The 20,656-nt window shown below is 36.7% G+C and carries 23 protein-coding genes; 17 read left to right on the top strand and 6 right to left on the bottom strand.

Annotation, left to right across the window (positions count from 1 at the left end; translation table 11 throughout):
- Positions 1-69 precede the first annotated feature (69 nt).
- Both G9C87_RS02110 and G9C87_RS02105 read left to right on the top strand, forming a co-directional pair.
- Complete coding sequence (locus G9C87_RS02110) at positions 70-1,413, top strand: cytochrome ubiquinol oxidase subunit I (RefSeq protein WP_172277640.1); 1,344 nt, start codon at positions 70-72, stop codon at positions 1,411-1,413.
- The gene (locus G9C87_RS02105) at positions 1,410-2,414 is read left to right on the top strand and encodes a cytochrome d ubiquinol oxidase subunit II (RefSeq protein ID WP_172277638.1); all 1,005 of its coding nucleotides are present in this window, start codon (positions 1,410-1,412) and stop codon (positions 2,412-2,414) included. The genes G9C87_RS02110 and G9C87_RS02105 overlap by 4 nt, the downstream gene beginning before the upstream one ends.
- A 3-nt stretch (positions 2,415-2,417) precedes the next feature.
- Here G9C87_RS02105 and G9C87_RS02100 read toward each other — a convergent pair whose 3' ends face one another.
- The 5 genes from G9C87_RS02100 to G9C87_RS02080 form a co-directional block, all read right to left on the bottom strand.
- Positions 2,418-3,239 (bottom strand): OmpA family protein, encoded by an 822-nt coding sequence (locus G9C87_RS02100; protein ID WP_172277636.1) that lies wholly within the window; start codon positions 3,237-3,239, stop codon positions 2,418-2,420.
- A gap of 102 nt (positions 3,240-3,341) precedes the next feature.
- Positions 3,342-5,039 carry a lysine--tRNA ligase gene (lysS, locus tag G9C87_RS02095; protein ID WP_172277634.1) on the bottom strand — a complete coding sequence of 566 codons (1,698 nt, stop codon included), beginning with the start codon at positions 5,037-5,039 and terminating at the stop codon, positions 3,342-3,344.
- 110 nt (positions 5,040-5,149) lie between these two features.
- A complete protein-coding gene (gene rlmF / locus G9C87_RS02090; protein WP_172277632.1) occupies positions 5,150-6,085 on the bottom strand; it encodes a 23S rRNA (adenine(1618)-N(6))-methyltransferase RlmF in 936 nt (311 codons plus the stop codon).
- Positions 6,086-6,088: 3 nt separating this feature from the next.
- On the bottom strand, positions 6,089-6,463 hold the full coding sequence (locus G9C87_RS02085) for a c-type cytochrome (protein WP_172277630.1): 375 nt from the start codon (positions 6,461-6,463) through the stop codon (positions 6,089-6,091).
- Positions 6,463-6,687: a hypothetical protein gene (locus G9C87_RS02080; protein ID WP_172276484.1), complete on the bottom strand. Its 225-nt coding sequence runs from the start codon at positions 6,685-6,687 to the stop codon at positions 6,463-6,465. The genes G9C87_RS02085 and G9C87_RS02080 overlap by 1 nt, the downstream gene beginning before the upstream one ends.
- A 138-nt stretch (positions 6,688-6,825) precedes the next feature.
- On the opposite strand from G9C87_RS02080, the gene G9C87_RS02075 reads away from it, so the two are divergent.
- From G9C87_RS02075 to G9C87_RS02010, 14 genes are all read left to right on the top strand, one after another.
- A complete protein-coding gene (locus G9C87_RS02075; RefSeq protein WP_172277628.1) occupies positions 6,826-7,470 on the top strand; it encodes a hypothetical protein in 645 nt (214 codons plus the stop codon).
- A 263-nt stretch (positions 7,471-7,733) separates the two neighbouring features.
- Positions 7,734-9,155 (top strand): anthranilate synthase component I family protein, encoded by a 1,422-nt coding sequence (locus G9C87_RS02070; RefSeq protein ID WP_172277626.1) that lies wholly within the window; start codon positions 7,734-7,736, stop codon positions 9,153-9,155.
- Between the two features lie 10 nt (positions 9,156-9,165).
- The gene (locus tag G9C87_RS02065; RefSeq protein ID WP_172277624.1) at positions 9,166-9,765 is read left to right on the top strand and encodes an anthranilate synthase component II; all 600 of its coding nucleotides are present in this window, start codon (positions 9,166-9,168) and stop codon (positions 9,763-9,765) included.
- 38 nt (positions 9,766-9,803) lie between these two features.
- Entirely contained in the window at positions 9,804-10,790 is a 987-nt protein-coding gene (trpD, locus tag G9C87_RS02060; protein WP_172277622.1) for an anthranilate phosphoribosyltransferase, read from the top strand.
- 60 nt (positions 10,791-10,850) lie between these two features.
- Complete coding sequence (trpC, locus tag G9C87_RS02055) at positions 10,851-11,633, top strand: indole-3-glycerol phosphate synthase TrpC (protein ID WP_172277620.1); 783 nt, start codon at positions 10,851-10,853, stop codon at positions 11,631-11,633.
- Positions 11,633-12,286, top strand: coding sequence for a phosphoribosylanthranilate isomerase (locus G9C87_RS02050; RefSeq protein WP_172277618.1), 654 nt, complete (start codon positions 11,633-11,635; stop codon positions 12,284-12,286). Before trpC ends, G9C87_RS02050 begins: the two co-directional genes overlap by 1 nt.
- Positions 12,283-12,804 (top strand): hypothetical protein, encoded by a 522-nt coding sequence (locus tag G9C87_RS02045; protein ID WP_172277616.1) that lies wholly within the window; start codon positions 12,283-12,285, stop codon positions 12,802-12,804. Before G9C87_RS02050 ends, G9C87_RS02045 begins: the two co-directional genes overlap by 4 nt.
- On the top strand, positions 12,788-13,327 hold the full coding sequence (locus tag G9C87_RS02040; protein WP_172277614.1) for a hypothetical protein: 540 nt from the start codon (positions 12,788-12,790) through the stop codon (positions 13,325-13,327). The genes G9C87_RS02045 and G9C87_RS02040 overlap by 17 nt, the downstream gene beginning before the upstream one ends.
- 11 nt (positions 13,328-13,338) lie before the next feature.
- Positions 13,339-14,523, top strand: coding sequence for a tryptophan synthase subunit beta (trpB, locus tag G9C87_RS02035; RefSeq protein ID WP_172277612.1), 1,185 nt, complete (start codon positions 13,339-13,341; stop codon positions 14,521-14,523).
- An 87-nt stretch (positions 14,524-14,610) separates the two neighbouring features.
- Positions 14,611-15,345, top strand: a complete 735-nt coding sequence (gene trpA, locus G9C87_RS02030; protein WP_172277610.1) for a tryptophan synthase subunit alpha — start codon at positions 14,611-14,613, stop codon at positions 15,343-15,345.
- Positions 15,346-15,420: 75 nt separating this feature from the next.
- Positions 15,421-16,173, top strand: coding sequence for a lipoyl(octanoyl) transferase LipB (gene lipB / locus G9C87_RS02025; protein ID WP_172278320.1), 753 nt, complete (start codon positions 15,421-15,423; stop codon positions 16,171-16,173).
- 247 nt (positions 16,174-16,420) lie between these two features.
- Positions 16,421-17,455 (top strand): serine hydrolase domain-containing protein, encoded by a 1,035-nt coding sequence (locus G9C87_RS02020; RefSeq protein ID WP_172277608.1) that lies wholly within the window; start codon positions 16,421-16,423, stop codon positions 17,453-17,455.
- Between the two features lie 274 nt (positions 17,456-17,729).
- Complete coding sequence (locus G9C87_RS02015) at positions 17,730-18,692, top strand: protein-glutamine glutaminase (protein WP_172277607.1); 963 nt, start codon at positions 17,730-17,732, stop codon at positions 18,690-18,692.
- Positions 18,693-18,797: 105 nt separating this feature from the next.
- A complete protein-coding gene (locus tag G9C87_RS02010) occupies positions 18,798-19,073 on the top strand; it encodes a hypothetical protein (protein WP_172277604.1) in 276 nt (91 codons plus the stop codon).
- Between the two features lie 7 nt (positions 19,074-19,080).
- Here G9C87_RS02010 and G9C87_RS02005 read toward each other — a convergent pair whose 3' ends face one another.
- Positions 19,081-19,836, bottom strand: coding sequence for an SDR family oxidoreductase (locus G9C87_RS02005; protein ID WP_172277601.1), 756 nt, complete (start codon positions 19,834-19,836; stop codon positions 19,081-19,083).
- A 179-nt stretch (positions 19,837-20,015) separates the two neighbouring features.
- Here G9C87_RS02005 and G9C87_RS02000 point away from each other — a divergent pair, with 179 nt between their 5' ends.
- Positions 20,016-20,648 (top strand): NAD(P)H-dependent oxidoreductase, encoded by a 633-nt coding sequence (locus tag G9C87_RS02000; RefSeq protein ID WP_172277599.1) that lies wholly within the window; start codon positions 20,016-20,018, stop codon positions 20,646-20,648.
- The last annotated feature ends 8 nt before the right edge of the window (positions 20,649-20,656 follow it).

Here is a 20,656-nt window from a genome sequence, read left to right as displayed (position 1 = left end):
TATCAACTGTTTTAAATCATGTGTTCTTCTATAATTAATGCTTAAATTTATTTACTCAAAATTGATATTATGGACGATTTCATTGCAGCCCGTGCCCAGATGGCCATGTCCCTCGGCTTCCACATTATATTTTCGTGTGTAGGTATGGTTATGCCATTTTTAATGGCCTTTGCCCACTGGAAATACCTTAAAACAAAAAACGAAGTATATAAGGGACTTACAAAAGCATGGAGCAAAGGAGTCGCCATTCTTTTTGCAACAGGAGCTGTTTCGGGAACTATGCTTTCTTTTGAATTGGGACTTCTTTGGCCACAGTTCATGAAACACGCCGGCCCCATCTTCGGAATGCCTTTTTCTCTTGAAGGAACAGCATTTTTTATCGAAGCAATTGCTATCGGTTTCTTTCTTTACGGATGGGATAAGTTCAACAAATGGTTCCACTGGTTCTGTGGATTTTTAGTCGGACTCAGTGGATTGGCTTCCGGCATCCTTGTCGTTGCTGCCAATGCGTGGATGAACTCTCCCGCAGGCTTTGATTATATCAACGGACAATATGTAAATATAGATCCTATCAAAGCGATGTTTAATGAAGCCTGGTTTCCACAGGCATTGCATATGACGGTAGCTGCATTTTGTGCAACCGGTTTTGCCGTTGCAGGAGTTCATGCTTTTTTAATTATGCGAAAAAGAAATGTGGAATTTCACACCAAAGCATTTAGAATTGCCGCAGGTTTTGCCCTCATAGGAGCTTTCGGAGCTCCCTTAAGTGGTGATATCGCTGCTAAATCAGTTGCAGAAAGACAGCCTATAAAATTGGCTGCAATGGAAGCTCATTTTAAAACAGAAAAGGGAGCTTCTTTTGTGATCGGAGGAATTCCGGATGAAAAGAAAGGCGAAATCAAATATGCATTAAAAATCCCTAAATTATTAAGTTTTCTCGTCAGTAATGATTTTAATGCTGAAGTAAAGGGATTGAATGATTTCAGCAGAGATGAATGGCCTCCTGTTGCCGTTGTCCACTACTCTTTCCAGATCATGATCTTCTTTGGCGTCATAATGATCTGCATAGGTTCTCTATATGTCTATTCGCTATTCTTTAAAAAAGAATGGCTGAGCAAGAACTGGCTGCTGAAAACATTTCTGATCGCCACTCCTTTTGGATATATAGCATTGGAAGCAGGCTGGACTGTAACAGAAGTAGGCCGCCAGCCCTGGATTATTTATGGTATTATGCGAACTGTAGATGCCGTAACACCTATGCCGGGCATCCAGTACTCCTTCTATTTCTTCACCGCAATTTTTGTTTCGCTGTCATTGATTTTAATATTTCTTCTCAAAAGGCAAATTCAAATGGTTCCGAAATTATATGACCCTACAGATATTCAGTTTAACGCTAAAAATACAAAATCATGATCTACGTTGTTATAGGCTTTCTTTGGCTGTCAATTTGCCTGTATGTAATCTTGGGAGGAGCTGATTTTGGCGCAGGGATCGTGGAGTTATTCACCAATAAAAAATCCCGTCATAAAACAGAGGAGATTATGTATGAATCAATCGCTCCGGTTTGGGAAGCGAATCATATGTGGGTGATTATTGCTATTGTGATCCTGTTTGTAGGATTTCCTGAAATTTACACAACGATGTCCACTTACCTCCATATTCCATTAGTTCTTATGCTTGTAGGAATTATTGCAAGAGGTACTGCTTTTACATTCAGGCATTATGATGCGGTGAAAGATGACTGGCAGTTTTTATATACCCATATTTTTTATTATGCAAGCCTTCTCACTCCTTTTTTCTTAGGGCTGATTGCGGCAGCTACAGTTTCCCAATCGATCAATCCGGATGCTACCACTTTTCTGGATCTCTATATTTTCAGCTGGCTGAATTGGTTCGGAGTGACCGTTGGTTTATTTACAGTGGCCCTCTGTGCCTATCTTGCTTCAATATTTTCTCTTAGGGAAACCAAGGATCGTGTGCAACTTAATCTGATGATCAGAAAATCCAAACAAACGATGATCTTTGTAGTGATCACCGGAGCTCTGGTTTTTCTTTCAGCGTATCTTTCGGGCATTCCTCTAGTTACCTGGGTTTTCTCCAAACCTTTGGGAATTATGGCTATTGCCTTTGCAACGATAGCACTGTTATTGATTTTCCGGGCTATGAAACAACGAAAGCTCCTTCCCGTTCGCGCCTTAGCAGGATTCCAGGTTATTATGATCCTGGTGGCCGCAACGTATCAGCATAACCCTGATATCATATTATTAGGGAATGGGCAGCATCTTTCGTTATTAGAACATGTAGCAGCTCCGAAAACGATTTCTGCTTTAGCGTGGGCATTAATGTTAGGATCTTTATTTATTCTGCCGTTTTTATTTTACCTGATGGCTTCATTCAGTAAACTAAGGAAGTAAGGATTATTTTTTAAGTAAAACAATTTCAACCCTCCTATTCATAATCCGGTCCGCTTCCGTTTGTTCGGGATAAGCAACCGGATTAAGATGTCCTTGTCCGCTTGCTTTTATACGGCTGGAATCTATACCTTGCATCTGGAGGAATTCCTTTATAGAATCAGCCCTTGTGTGTGAAAGATTAAAAGTACCCAAATCAAGATCTTCACCATCAAAATTATTATAATCACAGCAAATATGCCCCTGTAATTCTACCTGCATAGCCGGATTATCTCTTAGTATTTTAAGCAGCTTAAGAATTGTTTCATTCCCACCCGGGAGCCAGACATGACGGCCGCCAATAAAATTAACATTAGGAAGAGAATATGTATTTTGAACTTTCAGCTCAGCAACACTCAGATCTACAAAACTTGGAGGAACTTTTCGTAGAATTTTTTCTCCCTTAGCCCATTCTCTGTCTATAAAAATATCTACTCTTCTGTTTTTCTTCCGTAATTCTTCTGAACTATTATCATTGATCTGTTTTCCCTCACCAAGACCTACAACATTTTCAATTGTAATATGAGTTTTAATTTTCTCCTGCAGGTATTTTTTAACTGCATTTGCACGGTTTTCAGACAATACTTTATTGTAATGTATGCTTCCTGTAGAATCACAATTTCCAAAAATCCTGAATCTTAAATTGCCTTTTAACTGAGCCAAACTATCTAATTTCTTTTGGGATTGCTTATCAAGTTTATAGTCATCATGCACAAAGTAAACAGATTCAATCATTTGCGACTTAATGACAAGACATTGTAACAGAAAAAATAAAACAAAAATTTTCATCGAAATTGAGTTTTTATACACAACGGGAAATAGCAATTTATAGTTTATCACAAAAAAAAATCCTGAAATATTTCAGGATTTTTTTAGTATTGTTGTGAACTTTTAAACCAATTTCATCAAAACATTTTCGTCAATCTTTTCAACTTTCACCAAATTATTTTTAGTTAGAGTCTTAGATGCTTTATCCCATTTTTTACCGGATAACTGACTTCTTTCTTTAACTTCTGCTAAAGAGAATGCTTCTTCCTGAGAGTTTAAAATTTCAAGAATTACTTTCTCATCTTCTCCCAATTCAATCTGAGGAACTGTTTTTTCAGGTCTCATCTGAGGGAAGAATAATACTTCCTGGATGGATGCATTATCCGTTAAGAACATGATCAATCTGTCCATACCAATTCCTAATCCGGAAGTTGGAGGCATTCCGTATTCCAAAGCTCTAAGGAAATCCTGGTCGATAAACATCGCTTCATCATCACCTCTTTCAGAAAGAGCCATCTGCGCTTCGAAACGTTCTCTCTGATCAATAGGGTCATTTAACTCAGAATAAGCATTAGCTATTTCCTTTCCGCAAACCATCAACTCAAAACGCTCTGTTAAGCCTTCTTTGCTTCTGTGTTTTTTAGTTAAAGGAGACATTTCGATCGGATAATCGGTAATGAAAGTTGGCTGAATGAAATTTCCTTCACATTTTTCTCCGAAGATCTCATCAATTAATTTTCCTTTACCCATTGTTTCATTAACCTCAATCCCAATAGATTTAGCAAAATCAAACAATTCCTTTTCAGTTTTTCCTGTGATATCGAATCCTGTATATTTTTGGATCGCTTCAGTCATTGAAACTCTAGGATAAGGTGCTTTCCAATTTATCTTATGCTCTCCGAAAGTAGATTCGGCATTTCCATTAACCTGAGTAGCACAGAATTCCAATAGTTTTTCTGTGAAATCCATCATCCAGTTGTAATCCTTGTAAGCCACATAAATTTCCATCGCTGTAAATTCCGGATTATGTGTTCTGTCCATTCCCTCATTTCTGAAGTTTTTGGAAAACTCATATACCCCATCAAATCCTCCAACGATCAATCTTTTAAGATAAAGCTCGTTTGCAATTCTTAAATATAATGGAATATCCAAGGCGTTATGGTGTGTAATGAACGGTTTTGCCGCAGCTCCTCCCGGAATAGATTGAAGAATCGGAGTTTCAACTTCAAAATATCCTGCATCATTAAAGAAGGTTCTCATGGCATTGAACAATTTTGTTCTCTTCACAAAAATTTCTTTAATATGCGGGTTGACGGTTAAATCAACATAACGTTGTCTGTATCTTAGTTCAGGATCATTAAATCCATCATGTATTACTCCATTCTCATCCGTTTTGGATTGTGGTAGCGGACGTAAAGATTTCGTAAGGAGAGTAAAATTCTTTACCAGTACAGTTTTCTCCCCTACTTGTGTGGTAAAAAGCTCCCCTTCGATACCGATAATATCCCCGATATCTAAAAGGTGTTTGTATACTTCATTATACAAAGTTTTATCTTCTCCTGTACAGATCTCATCTCTGTTGAAATATACCTGAATTTTACCTGTAGAATCCTGCAATTCAGCAAAAGAAGCTTTCCCTTGAATTCTTCGGGACATCAATCTACCAGCAATCTTCACCTGTTTACTCTCAGAAAAATCCTGTTTTATAGATTCTGTTGTATCTGTAATTTTGTATTCATCTGCCGGGAACGCGTTGATCCCCATTTCAACAAGCTTATTAAGCTTTTCTCTTCTAATGATTTCTTGTTCTGATAATTGCATTTCTTATTTTTCTAAAAGCCTACAAATTTAGGTATTTTTGAGTTGACTGTCAATGACTTTTCCCAGAAATATATTTATTTCTGTAAAAATGCGGTTAAAGAGAGGTTTGCTTACGGGAACCAGCCTTTTCTGTCTTGTTGAGGGATAAATGTCCAGGCCAGAATTCTGCTTATTTTTTGGCCCTGAGCCATATCGATGGTTTTGAACTCTACTGTCTTACTCTTTTTCAGGAGTGTGGTAAGTGGATACAGATTATCTTTTTTAGAAACCAGACAGGTAAACCACAGGACCTGCGAAGCGAATAAACTGCTTTCATGTATCATCCTGGTAATAAAAGCAAGCTCCCCACCTTCGCACCATAATTCCGATTGTTGTCCCCCAAAATTGAGTACTGGCTTCTTAACTTTGGATTGACGGAGATTTTTAGTCTTTCTGAGATTTCCTTTTATGGCAGATTCCTCAGAGTCATGAAAAGGAGGATTACACATTGAAAACATAAATCTGTCTCCTTCTAGAAGCATATTCCTGAATATACATTCAGAAGCCGGCTGATGCTTCAAATGAATAAAAGATGACAGATCCGGGTTATTGTCCAGAATACGTTGTGCATTTTGTAACGAGTCTTTATTAATATCTGTTCCCGTCATTGTCCATCCGTAAGACCTGTGAGCAATTAAAGGATACACGAGATTAGCTCCAACACCTATATCCAGGCCACTTATTGAAGAGCCCTTAGGGATTTCACCTGATTCAGATTCGAGAGCGAGTAAATCAGCAATGTAATGGATATAATCTGCTCTTCCGGGAATCGGAGGGCATAAATTATTTTCAGGAATATCCCAGTTCCGGATATGGTAAAAATGTTGTAAAAGGGCTTTGTTGAGTAGTTTTACCGCCTTTGGAAGGCTGAAGTTGATCGTTAATGTTTGGTGTGCATTAACAAAAACATAGTGCTTCAGTTCTGGCACACAAGAAATGAGCTGATCAAAATCATAGGGATCACGATGAAGATTTCTTGTGTGCAGACTGGATTTTTCAGCAGACATATTTTACTTCTTCTGACTTAAAATATATTCCACCATTTTTTTTGCATCGTCTTTAGATACCTGAGGATGGGGCTGCATAGGAACACTTCCCCAAACTCCGCTTCCGCCTTCTATAATCTTGGAGGCCAGCATTTCAATATCTTTTTCAGAATATTTGTCAGCTATTTCCTGATAAGAAGGTCCTATCATTCTCTCATTAACCGTGTGACATCCTGTACAATCCAATGTTTCTATGATCTGGCTCCCGGAAAGATTGGTTTTTGCCGGTTCAGAAGCAGCAGTTGTTTCTGATGAAGGAGTATCAACAGGTGTATTTTCTTTTTTGGAACAGGAAAGAATAAAAAATCCTATGCATCCTGTCAAAAACAGTTTTTTCATTATTTAGTCAATGTATCTGCTTTTGCGTCCTTTGCAGGTACGGATACTGCTGCATTTACATCTGCTTCTGGTTTGTTGCGGGCTGTTGCGGTAGTGTCTACAACTGTAGTTGCTTCAGGCTCTTCAAGCATTGTGTTGCTATCTTGTAGTGAATGATCTGGTTTCTTTTTGCAGTTTACAACTAATAAACCTCCGATAAATGCAAGTGCTAATACTTTTTTCATTATTTTTTCTATAAAATTTAAGCAAAAGTATAAAAAATAAATTTTTAAAGTGATGATAAATATCCGTTTCAACAATAATTTATCTGGAATAAGATTACTAATGTTCTTTTATCTAAATAAAAATTTTAATTTTAAAGTATGATATTCATTTCTAAAATTCTGTTTTTCACCAGTCATCATGGTTTTTACACCGTGGTCCTCCTGATTGTTTTCTTCAGCTTAGTATCATTCCTTACTAAAAAATGGTGGTTATTACTGCCGATTATCCCTTTAGGAATAGCCAATGCCTTTGCGGGACAGTTTTTGAATGCCTGGTTTTTAAACAAATACGGAACTGAAAGTACTGCAATCATTACCTCCGATGTGGAGACAAGTTCTACATTAAACGATATGTATATCCATGATTATGAGGCAATTGTCAAAAAGCAGGACGGTAAATATATTACAACTTTTTTCTCTACAACTTCGGCTTCTATATACCCTATTGAAAATGCAATCCGTATTCCACAGGTAAACAGTCCGTTTCCCGTAAAATATATTCCAGGATATGAGAAAAATATCGTGATTTTATATGATCAGTCCGAAGAAGGCAGACGTCTTCGCCAATATGAAATGCTGGCTCCTATCAATACAGCAAAAATAAAATATGAGGCAGATCCCACCAATAAAGAATTCATCAAAGAATACCTAACTGCATTAGAAAATTATGTAGAAGTTTATAAAGATGATAACTACAATATTCAAATTGAAAAGCTGAAGAAAGAATTGGAAGAGAGCCGATAGTTAATTTTATCTTAAGTTTTTTTAATTTTATTCTTTTTTGGTTTTGATATTAAAAAAAATTTTTACATTTGTGCCATGTTTAATACGAGCAATAATTTTTGGTGGTGGCTTTCAAACTCTTCGTCGGGTCTGAAAGGATTATCGTATTGCTAATTGTTAAGCTGCTTTGCAATAAAATAAGATAAACAAAATATCAAGACTTTGACGGATTCCGTTGAAGTCTTTTTTTATTATTTAATCTCAAACAAAAATAAAAACATCAAATGTTTAATAAGAATATAAAGGTAAAAACCGTATCAAAGAAAACACTGGGAGATCTTCAGACACCCATGAATATTTATCTGCAGATCCGCGACAAGTTCAGGGATACCATTCTTTTGGAAAGCTCGGATTCTAAAAACATAGATAATAATTTTTCATTTATCGCCATAAATGCCATAGCAGGAATTGAGGTTAAGAACCTTAATGAATTCGAGGTTAAGTTCCCCAATTCAGAACCTGTAAAACAGTTTATCATTGATCATAAGATCGCAGATATCTTGCATGACTTTTCTTCTGTTTTTGATTGTGAAAAAACAACGGATCCCATTGAAGAAACAGCACAAAACCTTTTCGGATATACCAGCTTTGAGGCGGTTCAGTTTTTCGAGAATATCAATTTTAAAGCACAAAGCCCGGAGGTTGAAATTCCCCTTGTGAGATACAGATTATACCAGTACGTTATTGCAATCAATCATTACAATGATGAAATGCATTTTATCGAAAATCAAATCGAAGGGATCAAATCAGAACTTTATACTTTAGAAAATTTAATAAAAAATAAAAGCTCAGTAGTCTACCCTTTTGAGAAAACGGGTGAAGAAACCTCAAATATTTCTGATGAAGAATATCTGGAACTGGTTAAAACGGCTCAAAAACACTGCATGCGGGGAGACGTTTTTCAATTGGTATTGAGCAGAAGATTCGAACAAAAGTTTCTGGGTGACGAATTCAATGTATACCGTGCTTTAAGAAATATCAATCCTTCTCCTTATCTGTTCTTTTTCGATTACGGAGATTACAAATTATTCGGATCGAGCCCCGAGAGCCAACTGATTATTAAAGATCATAAGGCCATCATCCATCCTATTGCGGGAACTTTTAAAAGAACCGGAAACTTTGATGTAGATCTTCAATCTATAGAAGAATTAAAAAATGACCCCAAGGAAAATGCTGAACATACTATGCTGGTAGACCTGGCAAGAAATGATCTGGGAAAAATGGGAAGAAATGTAACGGTAACAAAGTTAAAGGAAATCCAACTTTTTTCTCACGTTATTCATATGGTAAGTGAAGTAACATCGGAATTACCGGAAAATACCAATCCTTTTGAAGTAGTTGCTTCTACCTTTCCTCAGGGGACTTTAAGTGGTGCCCCTAAGCATAAAGCCCTTCAATTAATCAATCAATACGAGAAGGATTCCCGGGGTTACTATGGAGGCTGTATCGGAATGGTAGGTCTGAACGGAAGCTGCAACCAGGCTATTATGATCAGAACCTTTTTAAGTAAAAACAATACTCTTTTTTATCAGGCCGGTGCAGGATTGGTGGCCAAATCCAATCCTGAAAGTGAACTTCAGGAGGTCAACAATAAGCTTAACGCACTCAAGAAAGCTGTAGAAAAGGCAGATAAACTCAAATACTAATTTAAATAAGATGAACGATAATATAAAAACCCAATCAACAGCTAAAGTTTTAGTATTTGATAATTACGATAGCTTTACCTATAATCTGGTTCAGATCATTGAAAGAATTCTAAACCAGAAAGTGGATATCTATCGGAATGATGAAATCAGCCTGGAAGAAGTGGAAAAGTATGATAAGATCATTTTGTCTCCAGGTCCCGGCATACCTGAGGAGTCCGGTATATTACTTGATCTGATCAGGAAATATGCTCCTACTAAAAGCATTCTCGGAGTTTGTCTGGGGCAGCAGGCCATTGCTGAGGCTTTCGGAGGAAGACTGATTAATCTTTCAGAAATTTTTCACGGTGTGGCCACCACCACAGAGCTGGTGAAAGAAAAAACCAAACTTTTTCAAAATCTGTCATCAGGAATGGAAGTAGGAAGATACCACAGTTGGGCTGTGGATCCCGATCAGTTCCCCGAAGAACTGGAGATCACTGCCGTAGATAAAGATGGAATGATCATGGCCCTACAACATAAAACCTATGATGTACATGGTGTCCAGTTTCATCCTGAAAGTATTTTAACTCCGGACGGAGAAGTTATCATTAAAAATTTCTTATTACATTGAAAACACAAGATATTCCCTCAACAATAAAAAAACCTCAAATGAAAGAGATCCTGCAATATTTATTCAATCATCATACCTTATCTAAATCTGAGGCCAAAGCGATCATGATTGAAATTGCCCAGAATAAATTCAATTCAACGGAAGTCACTGCTTTTATGAGCGTTTTCCTGATGCGCAATATTACATTGAGAGAGCTGGAAGGCTTCAGGGAAGCATTATTGCAAATGGCAGTTCCTGTAAACCTTGATACCACTGATGCTTTAGATATCGTAGGAACGGGAGGTGATGGCAAAAACACGATCAATATTTCAACGCTGGCCGGTTTTGTCATTGCCGGAGCAGGACAAAGCGTAACAAAACATGGAAATTATGGGGCCTCAGCTGTTACCGGTTCTTCAAATGTTTTGGAAGAGCTGGGTTATCAGATGAATAATGATTCTGATAAGCTGAACAGAGATCTGGAGAAAGCGAATATCTGCTTTTTACATGCTCCCTACTTCCATCCTGCCCTTCAGTCTGTCGGAGCATTGAGGAAATCACTGGGGCTAAGAACCTTTTTCAACCTATTAGGTCCATTGGTAAATCCGGCAAAACCAAAATTTTCTGTGATCGGAGTATACAACCTGGAAATCGCAAGGATTTATCAATATCTTTTACAAAAAGAACCTCAGGAGTTCGTCCTGGTTCATGGTTTGGATGGATATGATGAGATCAGCCTTACCCATGACAGTAAAATTATAACCAAAAAAGGTGAAAATATTTATTCTTCCGAAGATCTGGGATTCGATCCGGTAAGTCCTGAAAGTATTCAGGCAGGTAAAACCATTCAGGAAGCAGCAAGAATCTTCAGGAATATTTTGGAAGGAAAGGGAACAGATTCTCAAAATGCCGTTGTTTTAGCGAATGCTGCGGTAGCACTTTATCATACGGAAAAATTCGGTTCCTATGATGATTGCCTCCTTTTGGCACAGGAAAGTTTACATGGCGGAAAAGCGTTGAGAAGCCTGGAACTGTTATTAGAATAATGCATTTTGAGGTTTTGAATAGAATTAATTAGTTTCAGGAAATATAAAAACACACAATAAATGACCATATTAGATAAAATTATATCGAGAAAAAAAGAAGAAGTTAATTTTTCAAAAGCAAATGTTTCTGTAGAAGAATTAAAGGATTCTGCTTTTTTTGAAAGAAAAACCGCTTCTTTAAAATCTTCTCTTAAAGAGAAAAGCGGAATAATCGCTGAATTTAAAAGACAATCTCCTTCAAAGGGAGTAATTAATGATAAGGTTTCTCCTTTTGAAGTAGTGTCTGCTTATGAGAATTTTGGAGCAAGCGGAATTTCAATACTTACCGACACCGATTTTTTTGGCGGTAGTTTTAAAGATATTATGGATCTCAGAATTCAGATTAAAACGCCCCTTCTCAGGAAAGATTTTATGATCGACGAATATCAGTTCTATGAGGCTAAAAATATGGGTGCGGATGTTATTTTACTGATTGCCGCCTGTCTTTCACCATCACAGGTTCTGGAGTTCACCCATTTATCACACGAACTGGGATTGGAAGTTTTACTGGAAATCCATACAGAAGAAGAATTGCAACACTTCCATCCAGATATTGATCTGGTAGGAATTAATAACAGAAACCTAAAAGATTTTAAAGTAGATCTTCAACATTCTGTCCGATTAAAAAATCAACTGCCTGAACAAACTTTATCTGTTGCTGAAAGTGGAATTTACAGTATTGAGGATTTCAGTTACCTGAAAGAAAAGGGTTTCGACGGATTCTTAATGGGTGAATATTTTATGAAGAATGAAGATCCTGCCAAAGCCTTTAAAGAATTCATCAACCATATAAACCTATCGTGATGAACCAGCAGCTACAAATAAAAGTATGTGGTCTTACACTGCCTGATCAAATTCTGGAATTAATTTCCATGAATATTGATTTTATAGGATTTATATTCTACAAAAAATCGCCGCGGTATGCACTTAATCGTTTAAGTTTAGATGATATTTCGAAAATCATTCACAAAGGAAAGGTAGGAGTTTTCGTGAACGAGGATATAGAAAATGTAGTGGATATTACTCAAAAAGCTGAGCTTAATTTTATTCAGCTGCACGGTGATGAAAGTGATGAATATATTAAGGTATTAAAGCAAAAAACAGATCCGGAAGTAAAAATAATCAAAGCCTTAAGGATTGGTGAAACAATGGGACATCTTTCTTCTGAAATTGACCGGATACAATCCGTTATTGATTATTTGTTATTTGATACGGATAGTCAATCATTTGGAGGAACTGGAAAACAGTTTGACTGGTCGCTGTTAAATGATATCAAAATAAATGTTCCCTACCTGCTGAGCGGAGGCATTTCAGAACAGAATATAAAAGGTATCAAAGTATTGGATCAGAAACCTTTTGCCTTGGATATCAATTCAAAATTTGAAACCGGACCAGGAATTAAAGATGTAGAGAAAATTAAAGTATTTAAGTCAAACCCATTAATCTCATCCTTATGAATATACAATCATTGAAAAAACAGTTCTATAAAACTTTATTCCCACCGAGGTTTGAGAATGAAAGGGTAAAAAAACTGCATGATTTCATATGTGAAAATGACAGCACCACAGACTTCTGGGAAATGGGTGGTTTATTATCCATATTTATAAATATCATTAAGGATTTTAATGAAGATGATATTGAGTATTTTTTTGAAACCATCCATTTGTGGGATGGATATCATTTGGTAATAATTGCGGATAAACTGATGGAAAATACGGTCAAAGCTAATGTTAATTATGACCTGGGAAAAATCTATTTTAAGATATTCTTATCTTATGAAAAACTGGATTCTTATTATCTGCTGGATAACCTGGAACTGATCTTTAAAATGTATCGTTCAAAGCTAGATATCGAAACCCTGATCAGCATTTCAAGTAAAATAAAATACCTGTACCAGAATAAACAAATAACAAGACAGCAATTCGATCATAATCTTTCCTATCTAAATACCCTGAACCATGACGTACCACATTAAAAATCCGGAACAACTTACCGTACAGGAAATAGGAGTAATAATAAAGCTTTGGGAAAACAAGGAATGGACAGGTATGAAAGCTGATGATTTCAGACAGCTATTTAAAAATTCTGAATTTCATTTATTACTGGACACTGATGGAAATATCAAATCTGTATTGCGTCTGAATTTCGGTTTTACATTAAAGATATCGGGAAATCTACACTCTTATACAGAAATGGTGGGCTTTGTTTCTGCACAAAAAGGACATGGCTATGGCAGCCAATTGCTGAAGCTTTCAGCAGAAAATGTTACTGAGCGGGACCTGCAGGTTATTGGATTCTGTATTTCCGATTTGCGCCCCTTTTATGAAAAGTGCAAAATTGATATATTATACGATAAAGCAAAAAAAATTCTGGAGCAGGAAGATGATCACTGGATCAGTTCTGAAGATGATGACATCCTGATCATCCATTTGTCTGAAGAAAATAGAAATCTTTTCAAGCAGCTTGATTCAGAAAAAACTGCTTATTTAATACAATAACAACAATGAAAATGAATTATAAAAACCCTGATCAAAATGGATATTATGGAGAATTCGGAGGAGCTTTTATCCCTGAAATGCTTTATCCAAATGTAGAAGAGCTTCAAAAAAACTATCTTGAAATTATAGAATCTGAGGAGTTTCAGGCAGAATATCAGGATTTACTGAAAAATTATGTGGGGCGTGCTACTCCTCTTTATTTTGCCAAAAATCTGAGCAACCAGTACAAAACGAACATTTATCTGAAAAGAGAAGATCTTAACCATACCGGTGCACACAAGATCAATAACGCACTAGGCCAGGTTTTACTGGCAAAACGATTGGGAAAAACCAGAATTATTGCAGAAACCGGAGCCGGACAACACGGCGTTGCTACTGCTACCGCCTGCGCATTGCTTGGTTTGAAATGTATCGTTTACATGGGTGAAGTTGACATTCAGAGGCAAGCTCCAAATGTAGCAAGAATGAAGATGCTGGGTGCAGAAGTAGTTCCGGCAACTTCGGGATCAAAAACATTAAAAGATGCTGTAAATGAAGCTTTAAGAGATTGGATCAATAATCCCGTGACAACTCATTATGTTATAGGCAGCGTTGTGGGACCTCATCCCTTTCCCGATTTGGTTGCAAGATTTCAAAGCGTCATATCAAAAGAGATCAGGGAACAGCTTCATGAACAAACAGGAAGAGAGAATCCTGACTATGTGATTGCCTGCGTAGGAGGTGGTAGTAACGCAGCTGGAACTTTTTACCATTTTGTGGAAGAAGAAAATGTAAAAATTATTGCGGCAGAAGCAGGAGGCTTCGGGGTGGAATCCGGAAAATCTGCGGCCACCACTTTTCTTGGAACTTTAGGCGTTTTACACGGAAGCAAAAGCCTTGTCATGCAGACCCGCGACGGTCAGGTAATCGAACCTCATTCAATTTCTGCCGGCTTGGATTATCCCGGGATCGGGCCTTTCCATGCTCATTTATTTAAGGAAAAGCGTGCGGAATTTTTCAGCATCAACGATGATGAAGCCCTGAAATCAGCTTTTGAGCTCACAAAACTGGAAGGAATTATTCCTGCCCTTGAAAGCTCACATGCTCTGGCCGTCCTGGATAAAAAGAAATTCGACGAAAATGACATCGTGGTGATCTGCCTGAGCGGGCGTGGTGATAAGGATATGGAAACTTATTTAAGAGAAATTAGAAGTTAGAGATTAGAAATTAGAATTTTTCTTAATTTCTAAATACAAAATTCAGCTTCTAAACTCTACTATCTAACATCTAACCTCTATACAAAAATGAAAAAACTCAATATATACTTCACAGCAGGGATTCCGCAATTGGAAGATACTGCAGATATTATAAAACTCATACAGGATGCCGGTGCGGACATGATGGAAATCGGAATGCCTTATTCGGATCCGGTTGCTGACGGTCCCGTTATACAGAAAGCACATGAACTTGCATTGGAAAATGGAATGACCATTGAGAAATTACTATCACAACTGAAATCCATTAAAACTGAAATTAAAATTCCTATTATTTTAATGGGATACATCAATCCGGTTTTAAGTTTTGGTTTTGAAAATTTCTGCAAAGAATGCTCGGAAAGTGGCGTTATCGGACTCATTATCCCTGATCTTCCTCCTATTGAATTTGAAAAGAATTATCAGCAAATCCTGAAGAAATATCATCTCAACTTTACATTTCTGATCACACCTGAAACCTCAGATGAAAGGATCTTATATCTTGATTCTTTAAGCTCAGGGTTCCTGTATGCGGTAAGTTCTTCATCCACAACAGGAAATGAAAATGCCGTATTAAAAAATGAAGATTATCTTTCCAGGATATCTCTTCTTCAGTTAAAAAATCCAGTAATGATCGGTTTTGGTATAAAATCGAAAAAAGATTTTGAAAGTGTAACGGAAAAGGCAGACGGCGGAATCATAGGAACAGCATTCGTCAATGTTCTATTACAGGATAAAGATTGGAAGAATAATGCCATAGATTTTATAAATTCAATAAAGAATTAAAAATCACTAAATTTGTATGTCTAAAAAATGGTACAAGTCTTTCCACAGGACCATAAAAAAAGACAGACGCTCATTATGAATACACATCAAAATAAAGTAGTAGAATTCGAAGATCTGGGTACAAGAGATTATCAGTCCTCATGGGACTATCAGGAAAAACTGATGAAAGATATCATTGATACCAAAATAAAAAACCGCGATTTACCGGCTGAAGAACATATTACCACACCTAATCATTTGCTTTTGGTGGAGCATCCCCATGTTTATACTTTAGGAAAAAGCGGACATGAAGAAAATATGCTGGCGGGAATTGATAAACTCAAAGAGATTGATGCTACTTTTGTAAAAGTAAACCGTGGCGGAGATATTACCTATCATGGATACGGGCAGATTGTAGGTTATCCGATCTTAGATCTTGAAAATTTCTTTACAGATATTCATTTATACATGAGAAACCTGGAAGAAGTGATCATCAGAACCATTGGCGAATATGGCCTTAAGGGCGAGCGTTCCCAGGGAGAGACCGGGGTCTGGCTGGATGTGGGAAAACCGTATGCCCGGAAAATTTGTGCAATGGGTGTGAAAGCTTCCCGTTGGGTAACTTTACATGGTTTTGCCCTTAATGTAAACACCGATATGCGCTATTTTGAATATATCATTCCTTGTGGTATCAAAGATAAACAGGTGACCTCTCTGAAAAGAGAACTTGAAAGAGAACTTTCCCCTCAGGAAATGGAAGATATCAAATCTAAAATTACAAAACATTTTGCAGATGTTTTTGGAGCTGAGATTTCTAATAAAAAATCTGCAACTACTACCAATTTCTAAAAATTACTTTTCTTATTATTCCTTAGGAGTCTAATCTTATAAAGTTGAGATTCCTAAGGAAAAACATATTAATCTTTTATCATTCGGCTATTCCACAGAGTCTTTGATCATATATGATTTGTCCTTATTAAAAATAGTATTTAAATATACTTTTGGCTGAATCATATGGATAAAAAATCGAAAAATCTCCTACATATTTAGTATTTTGCATTGTGTTTTTAGCGCAATTAATAAATCTGAAAGTCCAATGAAACTATTAACCCGATTTTTTTGCTACCTGTTATTATCCATTTCTTCGATCTGTTTTGCGCAAAAGGATAAATACAAACAAAAGATCGATAGCCTAATTCAGGTTAAGAGCCCAAGAACTTTCAATGGGGTTGTTCTCGTTACCAGAAACGGAAAGGTTGAATACTCCAGAGCTTACGGTATAGAAAATGCTAAGACACGAATTCCTTTAAAACCAAATGATCAGTTTGAAATCATGTCCAACACCAAACAGATCACCGCCGTTTTATTGTTAAAAGAGGTTGAAAAAGGAAAAGTTGATTTACATTCTCCTATAAAAAAGTACCTTCCATCACTATCTCAGCCCTGGGCTGATTCAGTAACAGTTCATCAGCTGCTTAACCATACCCATGGGATTGTTGATCTCGAGAAACCTTTGGCATTTAGACCGGGCTCTGATTTCAAATACGGTAACCTTTCCTATATCTTGTTAGGAAAAATCATCGAAAATGTCAGCCATCAATCTTACTCTCAATTGGCTAATGAACTGTTCAAGCAGCTTAAAATGAAAGATACTTTCTGCTATGCGAAATCGGATCTGAAGAAGCTGGTTTCGGGGCATATGAGTAATGAAAAAGGATTAACTGTTTCCAATGACTCTTTTATCAATGATGAAAATATGCCAGCCGACGGAGTAATAAGCACAGCAAAGGACTTATCTGTCTGGAATGATTTTCTTCATAAAGGCAAAATCCTAAACGCAGATACCTATCAATTATTAATAAGTCCATCCGTATTTTCCGAACATGATGTATTCGGAACCGGTAAGATGGGTTACGGATATGCTATTCGTATTGTAAAGGATCACGGAGTCAGCTATTTTGGTCATACCGGTCTCGGAGATGGCTTTACTTCATTGAATGTTTATGTGCCCTCTTCTGATGTGAGTATTGTTATCATGGAAAATCAGATGAGCGAGATAAATACGCTGTACTATTATTTTGAAAAATTAATCAGAGATATTGTATTGCAAAGCAGCTTAATTAAGAAATAACCAATCCGCTGGCAACCTGCACGGATAAAATAGGTAAACCTGATTTTTTTTCATCGTAAAATTCACAGAGCCATTATTAGCACTTATTAAAACGGTAGTTTTTAATGAACAAAACACTTTAATTATTACTAAAAATTTTGGTTTTTATAAAAATAACTTGCTTATGTTATTTTTTTTATTAATTTTATTTTCACCAAAAAGTGAAGTAAATAAGAGTTAAAATAACCAACCAACTTAACAAAAACTCACCATTAAACTACAAATTACAATTATTATGAAAAATCTTTTTTTATCAATGATGGCCTTTGTGACCGTCTTAACTTTTAATTCCTGTGCCGATTCCAACGGGAATCAGGAAATCAACGGAAAGGAAAAACTAAGTGTAAATGATTCTAAGCTGAAAGATTTCGGAAAGACTGTACCGGTAGGGATAGACGAAGAAAACGGAATGATAAAGGTGTCATTTATGTTAACTGCGCAATTCTATGAAATTAAGCCGACCAAAGAAAATGAGCAGTATATCGGAATGCTTAGACAGGCTGTTAAGAATGAATCTCCTGTACACATTTTCTTAAAGCCTAATAGCAATGAAATAGGAAAAGTGGAGTCTGCAAGTCCGGAAGACGTAAGATATTTTAAAACGATCCTGACAAAAGAAGTAAAAGGGCAAACCAATAAATTGGCGAGTGTAATTCCTGATGTAGCTACATTAAATTCTTTATTCAATCAAATAAAGAATCAGTCTTGCGGTACCTCTACGGCGTCCTCACCATGCATCACATTCAGATATCCTGTAGACGGATGTTATGCTAGAGCCCATAAGATGAGACAAATCTTAATGAACAACGGCTATGACTGTGAAAAACAATTTGTATACGGAAACCTAAAGGCATCAACAGGAACTTGCTGTGTGGCGTGGAGCTACCACGTTGCAATATTGGTAAGCTATAAAAATGCTTCCGGAGTAACGGAAAAAAGAATTATTGATCCTTCACTATTTTCAAGCGGTCCTGTAACAGATACAGCATGGAGAAACGCTTGCGTTAACACCTCTTGCGGATCTGCATCTGTTTCCTCTTATGTTAATACTGCAGGAAATGTTTATTACAGAAGTCCTAGTAATTCTTACCTGTATGACAACAATCTGATCAATACCAATTGTGTACTGACTAAATTTTCACTGCTTTCCGGATGTTCTCCTTCACCTGCACCGGATGTATCAAGCTGTGGATTTTAATTAATTGATAATTTTACAGCACCTGCTGATTCTGTAAATGGGCAGGTGCTGTTATATAATAACACTATTTTTATGAAAGTATGGACATTACTATTATTTTTTTGTATGATAACATCCTGCTCCGGTAGTTCGGGTTCACAGAATTTAACCTGGTACAAAAATGCAACAATCAGTCAGATTACGGAAGACCCCGATCATCCCGGGGATTTTATGCGTATCTCTATTGGAATCAGCGCGCAGGTTTTTTATGTGTCAAAAAAAGATTCTTCCTATAAAACTCTTCTGGAAAAGTTAAACCAAAGCCTGAAAAGAGGTAAGGCCTATAATATCGGTATTGAGAACAAAACCAATATTATTAAACAGGTTAATGACATCCAATAACTTTTTCCTAGGATCTTATCACAGAAATTCCGGCATCTACTTTTATTTCGGCTCCATGGATATAAGACGCTTCCTTGGAAGCAAGGAAAAGCACCGTATTTGCTATTTCCGATGGATCTCCCTGCCGTTTAAACGGAATTGTAGGAATAATATGCTGAACGGCATCTTCAATCTGCTCTTTATTCAGTCCGGTATTATTGAAGATATTGGTTTTAATATGCCCGGGACTAATAGCGTTTACCCGGATTCCCCTTTCCAACAGCTCAGTGGCAAAAGTCTTCACAAAAGATTGCACAGCTGATTTTGCAGCCGAGTAAACAGAGAAATTAGGCATTGAAATCTCTGTAGCTACTGAAGTATTAAAAATAACCGAACTTCCCTTTTTCATTAATGGTAACATTTGTTGAACGGTAAAGAAAGGTCCTTTTACCAGAATATTAAACAGTTCATCGAAATCCTCAGGGTCCACATTTTCAATCGGCTTAAATTTCCCATACCCTGCATTGGCAAAAACGAGATCAATATTTTCAGTGTATTGTTTTATTTCGTTTTGTAAATGCATCAGGTCTTTCATATTACCTGCATCGGACACTATCCCTACTCCTTTTCTTCCTAACTTTTCAGTTGCTTTAAGCACGGTTTCTTCAGATCTTCCGGTAATTATAGCAGTTCCGCCTTCTCCGATAAACTGCTCAGCAACTGCATACCCCATTCCATTCGTTCCTCCCGTTATCAGCGCATACTGATTGATAAATCTTTGCATTGTATTTTGTTTTAAAATTATACAGCAAAGATTGGAATATGGTCTATTTTACGAAATCCGAAACTTGTGATATTTCTATTATCGATTTTATCTAAAATATATTATTTAAAATTAAATTGCAAGCAATTTAATTTTGTTATAACTTTGTCCCATAAAATTATTTCACAAAAAATAAAACAATGTCATTAATAGAAAATTTAAACTGGAGACATGCTGTGAAAGCATATGATCCAACAAAAAAAGTATCGGAAAAAGATTTAAATACGATTTTAGAAGCTGCAAGGTTGGCTCCTACTTCATCCGGCTTACAGCCTTTCCGTATCATTGTAGTAGATAATCAGGAATTAAAGGAAAAAATGGTTCAGGGTGCTTTAAACCCTGAAGTGATGAGAGATTCTTCTCATGTGCTTGTATTTGCAGCGTGGGATAATTATTCCAATGAGAAAATTGATAAAGTGTATGACTACCATACTGATGTAAGAGATCTTCCGAAAGGCCGTTTCAACAGCTATACAGATAAATTGAAAGAAATTTACGGTGCGCAGACTCCTGAACAGCATTTTTTACATACCGCCCGTCAGACTTACATCTCCTTAGGCTTAGCTTTGGCTCAGGCAGCAGAATTAAAAATCGACAGTACACCGGCAGAAGGATTCAGTAATGAGGTGGTAGATGAAATTCTTGGTTTGAAAGAATTAGGATTAAAAAGTGTAAGTTTGCTGTACTTGGGATACCGCGATGAAGAAAAAGACTGGCTGGCTTCTATGAAAAAAGTACGTATTCCTATGGATGAATTTATCATCAGAAAATAATATCAATT

This window comes from Chryseobacterium sp. LAM-KRS1, assembly GCF_013184525.1.
GTDB classification, from domain to species: domain Bacteria; phylum Bacteroidota; class Bacteroidia; order Flavobacteriales; family Weeksellaceae; genus Chryseobacterium; species Chryseobacterium proteolyticum.
Note: the sequence above shows the minus strand (reverse complement) of the source record. Positions and strands in the feature narration are given on the sequence as shown.

What these genes read in the sequence shown, in the direction of transcription:
- G9C87_RS02075 (WP_172277628.1), top strand. Translation starts at nt 6,826, where the DNA reads ATGATATTCATTTCTAAAATTCTGTTTTTCACCAGTCATCATGGTTTT.
- lysS (WP_172277634.1), bottom strand. Translation starts at nt 5,039, where the DNA reads ATGCAATTATCAGAACAAGAAATCATTAGAAGAGAAAAGCTTAATAAG.
- lipB (WP_172278320.1), top strand. Translation starts at nt 15,421, where the DNA reads ATGAATACACATCAAAATAAAGTAGTAGAATTCGAAGATCTGGGTACA.
- G9C87_RS02080 (WP_172276484.1), bottom strand. Translation starts at nt 6,687, where the DNA reads ATGAAAAAAGTATTAGCACTTGCATTTATCGGAGGTTTATTAGTTGTA.
- trpD (WP_172277622.1), top strand. Translation starts at nt 9,804, where the DNA reads ATGAAAGAGATCCTGCAATATTTATTCAATCATCATACCTTATCTAAA.
- G9C87_RS02015 (WP_172277607.1), top strand. Translation starts at nt 17,730, where the DNA reads ATGAAAAATCTTTTTTTATCAATGATGGCCTTTGTGACCGTCTTAACT.
- trpA (WP_172277610.1), top strand. Translation starts at nt 14,611, where the DNA reads ATGAAAAAACTCAATATATACTTCACAGCAGGGATTCCGCAATTGGAA.
- G9C87_RS02070 (WP_172277626.1), top strand. Translation starts at nt 7,734, where the DNA reads ATGTTTAATAAGAATATAAAGGTAAAAACCGTATCAAAGAAAACACTG.
- G9C87_RS02010 (WP_172277604.1), top strand. Translation starts at nt 18,798, where the DNA reads ATGATAACATCCTGCTCCGGTAGTTCGGGTTCACAGAATTTAACCTGG.
- G9C87_RS02105 (WP_172277638.1), top strand. Translation starts at nt 1,410, where the DNA reads ATGATCTACGTTGTTATAGGCTTTCTTTGGCTGTCAATTTGCCTGTAT.
- G9C87_RS02050 (WP_172277618.1), top strand. Translation starts at nt 11,633, where the DNA reads ATGAACCAGCAGCTACAAATAAAAGTATGTGGTCTTACACTGCCTGAT.
- trpC (WP_172277620.1), top strand. Translation starts at nt 10,851, where the DNA reads ATGACCATATTAGATAAAATTATATCGAGAAAAAAAGAAGAAGTTAAT.
- G9C87_RS02020 (WP_172277608.1), top strand. Translation starts at nt 16,421, where the DNA reads ATGAAACTATTAACCCGATTTTTTTGCTACCTGTTATTATCCATTTCT.
- G9C87_RS02040 (WP_172277614.1), top strand. Translation starts at nt 12,788, where the DNA reads ATGACGTACCACATTAAAAATCCGGAACAACTTACCGTACAGGAAATA.
- G9C87_RS02085 (WP_172277630.1), bottom strand. Translation starts at nt 6,463, where the DNA reads ATGAAAAAACTGTTTTTGACAGGATGCATAGGATTTTTTATTCTTTCC.
- G9C87_RS02065 (WP_172277624.1), top strand. Translation starts at nt 9,166, where the DNA reads ATGAACGATAATATAAAAACCCAATCAACAGCTAAAGTTTTAGTATTT.
- G9C87_RS02110 (WP_172277640.1), top strand. Translation starts at nt 70, where the DNA reads ATGGACGATTTCATTGCAGCCCGTGCCCAGATGGCCATGTCCCTCGGC.
- G9C87_RS02100 (WP_172277636.1), bottom strand. Translation starts at nt 3,239, where the DNA reads ATGAAAATTTTTGTTTTATTTTTTCTGTTACAATGTCTTGTCATTAAG.
- G9C87_RS02045 (WP_172277616.1), top strand. Translation starts at nt 12,283, where the DNA reads ATGAATATACAATCATTGAAAAAACAGTTCTATAAAACTTTATTCCCA.
- trpB (WP_172277612.1), top strand. Translation starts at nt 13,339, where the DNA reads ATGAATTATAAAAACCCTGATCAAAATGGATATTATGGAGAATTCGGA.
- G9C87_RS02005 (WP_172277601.1), bottom strand. Translation starts at nt 19,836, where the DNA reads ATGCAAAGATTTATCAATCAGTATGCGCTGATAACGGGAGGAACGAAT.
- G9C87_RS02000 (WP_172277599.1), top strand. Translation starts at nt 20,016, where the DNA reads ATGTCATTAATAGAAAATTTAAACTGGAGACATGCTGTGAAAGCATAT.
- rlmF (WP_172277632.1), bottom strand. Translation starts at nt 6,085, where the DNA reads ATGTCTGCTGAAAAATCCAGTCTGCACACAAGAAATCTTCATCGTGAT.